The following is a 3,393-nucleotide window of genomic DNA, read 5'->3' as shown; positions in this document are numbered from 1 at the left end:
CCGCCACCGCAAGCAGCGGAGGCACATCGAACAGCGGGGCTTCCGCGCGTCGTCCTATGCGCACCAAGACGGCTTCCGTAACGACTACCACCTAAGAAATAAGTTCAAGAGGAGAATTCTATGCATCTGGTATATGCCGACGGGCAAGGAAACGTATACGATCATCCCGAGCTCCACGGGCTGGCCCGCAGCGGGGATATGATCGTCGAACTGCTGGAGGAAGAACTGATTCCGCTGCCCGAAGGGGCGACACTTTCTCTCCTGCCAAATACGAGAGCCGTCGGGATGAATCCGTCTACCGGTGAAATGCTGCCGCTGCCGGAAGGCTCGCATGCGGTGGGAGCGCTGCTTCCGCAGGGCTTCACCCGTCTCTGTGTGCCCGGATATATCAAGACCGATAAGTCGTACAAGCTGCCGCTGTTCGGCTATTCCGCTGTCGTATGGAAGGACGGGGGGTTCTATGTGGCCGCCGATCGGACCGATGATCCGTACAAGTGGAATCCGCTGAACTGCGACCGCGACGCGGTGCGCAGCGGGGTGGAGAGTCTGACCGGAAAATATCCGGAGAACCGTCTGTACGGGCATCTCTCCCACTGCGCGCTCGGCTATGAATGCCTGACCTCCTCCAACACCTTCCTGAGCCGGTGGGAGGGAGGCGTGCCGGTATCCTATTCATGCAATGCGGGCTGTTTCGGGTGCATTTCCGAACAGCCGGATGACAGCGGCTTTGTCTCGCCGCAGACGCGGATGAATTTCCGGCCGAGAGTAGACGAGATTGTAGAGGTCATGCTTGAGCACTTAAAAACGCCGGAATCCATTATCAGCTTCGGCCAAGGCTGTGAGGGAGAGCCCTCGACCCAGGCGAAGCTGATTATTGAAGCGATTCGCGAGGTCCGGTCTGTGACCGATATGGGCTACATCAATATCAATACGAACGCCGGCCTCAGCGATCATATCCGCGGAATTGTCGATGCGGGCCTCGACCTCATGCGCGTCAGTACCATCAGCGCGCTGGATGACCACTACAATGCTTATTACAAGCCTCGCGGCTACACGCTGGCCAATGTGGAGAAATCGCTGAAGTATGCGGCGTCGCAGGGCGTTTACGCTTCAATTAACTACCTGGTGTTTCCAGGGGTCACCGACCGGGAAGAAGAGGTTGAAGCGATGGTGGAGTTTGTGAGGCGCACCGGCCTCAAGCTGATCCAGATGCGTAATCTTAATATTGATCCGGAAAGCTATCTTGAGCTGATTCCTCCGGCCCGGGGAGAGATCCTGGGAATGAAGACCATGCTTGAGATCTTTCGCGAGGAGCTGCCGGAAGTGGTGATCGGGTCGTATACGCATGTTCCCCCGACCGGGGAGGCCCGGGCCAAAAAGGCAGTTGCACGGACATTGCCTCAAAGCCGCTATATTTAATTCGCGGGAAAATCTATTGCTTCCCTTCATTGTTCGTGATAGACTGTGTCTATGTGTCTTATATTAACTCTGGGTCCGCCTGAGGCTCAGGGCAAAAGAGGTGAAATCTAAATGCAAACTGCAATTCAACCGAAATATAATGTTGTAACTGTAACCTGCGCCTGCGGCAACACGTTCGAGGCCGGTTCTGTGAAACAGGATCTTCGCGTCGAAATTTGCTCCGCGTGCCATCCGTTCTTTACTGGCAAGCAGAAGTTCCTGGATGCTGGCGGCCGCGTCGACAGATTCAAGAAGAAATACGGAATCTAATCCGGTTTGCCGCTGGTCGGCAACGATCGGTAGAAAGCCCTCTGCCTTATGGCGGGGGCTTCATTTTTTTCTGGACTAAGCCTTGGATGCTTCGGCTCTTATAGGGGAGGCTGAAGTCGGTTGTCTTATCCAGTTGATTTTTGTCTTGGCGTAGGCTATACTTATCTTCGCCGTGCTAGACGGGGAGGTAGCGGTGCCCTGTAACTCGCAATCCGCTGTAGCGAGGTTGAATTCCTGTTAGAGGTGCTGTCGATGTGAGGTTTGGTCCCTGCGCGCTGTGTTGACGGTTGGGTCCTCCGCAATGAGCGCTTGTGAACCTGGTCAGGTCCGGAAGGAAGCAGCCATAAGCAAGTTTGCTCTTGTGCCGGAGGGCAGCCTAGCCCGAGCAGCCGCGCAGGGTTGCCGCTCGGATCGCAGTCATCAATAACAGGTGCGCGGTTTTCATATAGATAATATCAAGCATCTTCGACAAGCGGGGATGCTTTTTGTTTTTGGTCATGGGACGGAGAATATAGTATAATAATGAGGCGATAAACGCCCGGGAAGCGGCGGTTGAAAGAGGGTAATGCCAAGTGGAACACATCGCGTTGTATCGTGCCTGGCGGCCGCAGGCGTTCCAGGACATGGTCGGACAACAGCACATTATCCAGACGCTTCAGAACGCGATTCGCGAGCAGCGGGTTTCACATGCCTATCTGTTCAGCGGCCCTCGGGGCACCGGAAAGACAACTGCCGCCAAGGTATTGGCCAAAGCGGTCAATTGCGAGCGGGGCTCTGGACCGGAACCGTGCAATGAATGTCCTTCCTGCTTGCGGATTGCTTCGGGCGCGGTGATGGATGTGCAGGAAATCGACGCTGCGTCCAACCGGGGCGTAGAGGAAATCCGGGATCTGCGGGATAAAGTGAAATACGCTCCTACCGAGGTGCGGCGTAAAGTTTACATTATTGACGAAGTGCATATGCTGACTACGGAGGCTTTCAATGCCCTTCTGAAGACGCTGGAGGAGCCGCCTGCGCATGCCATGTTTATTTTGGCGACAACGGAGCCGCACAAGCTGCCGGCGACGATTATTTCGCGCTGTCAGCGCTTTGATTTTCGCAGAGTTTCGCTGGAGGAGCAGACAGCTCGGCTGAAGGTTATCTGCGAGAAGGAAGGCATATCCGCGGAGGATGACGCGCTGCAGTATATCGCCCGTCTGTCGGACGGGGGAATGCGCGATGCGCTCAGCGTCCTGGATCAAATCGCCTCCTTTACTGACGGGCATGTAACCTACCAGCAGGTGCTGGGTATGACCGGCGGCATTCCGGCGGAGCAATTTGCCCGCCTGGCCAAAGCCATTTTGGAGAGCGATATGGGTCAGCTGCTTGAATTAGTCGAGCAATTGATGCATGAGGGAAAGAGCGCAGACAAATGTCTCGAAAATTTGCTGTACTACTTCCGCGACCTGCTGATGATCAAAATGGTGCCGGGTTCCGCCGGGCTGACCGACAGAGTGCTGAATCCGGCGGAATTCCGGGATATGGCCGCAGTCTTCTCGCGTGAGCGGCTGTTCGACATTGTGGACACGCTGAACCGTTATTTGGGCGAGATGAAATATGCCACGCATCCGCAGACGTTGTTCGAGGTGGCGCTTATGAAGCTCTGCAGCCCGCAGGAGAATGAGA

General features: G+C 55.6%; 3 protein-coding genes and 1 other RNA gene. All 4 read left to right on the top strand.

Annotated features, from left to right (window positions below; genetic code table 11):
- The first annotated feature begins 120 nt into the window (after positions 1-120).
- Positions 121-1,419: a radical SAM protein gene (locus tag L692_RS0113345; RefSeq protein WP_025700574.1), complete on the top strand. Its 1,299-nt coding sequence runs from the start codon at positions 121-123 to the stop codon at positions 1,417-1,419.
- Between the two features lie 111 nt (positions 1,420-1,530).
- The gene (gene rpmE / locus L692_RS0113340; protein ID WP_025695904.1) at positions 1,531-1,728 is read left to right on the top strand and encodes a 50S ribosomal protein L31; all 198 of its coding nucleotides are present in this window, start codon (positions 1,531-1,533) and stop codon (positions 1,726-1,728) included.
- 170 nt (positions 1,729-1,898) lie between these two features.
- Positions 1,899-2,166: signal recognition particle sRNA large type (gene ffs / locus L692_RS31200), an RNA gene on the top strand.
- Between the two features lie 134 nt (positions 2,167-2,300).
- The coding region (gene dnaX / locus L692_RS0113335; RefSeq protein WP_025700572.1) for a DNA polymerase III subunit gamma/tau at positions 2,301-3,393 on the top strand (1,093 nt) is incomplete at its 3' end.

It is taken from the genome of Paenibacillus forsythiae T98, from assembly GCF_000520735.1.
In the GTDB taxonomy this organism is placed as follows: domain Bacteria; phylum Bacillota; class Bacilli; order Paenibacillales; family Paenibacillaceae; genus Paenibacillus_AQ; species Paenibacillus_AQ forsythiae.
Note: the sequence above shows the minus strand (reverse complement) of the source record. Positions and strands in the feature narration are given on the sequence as shown.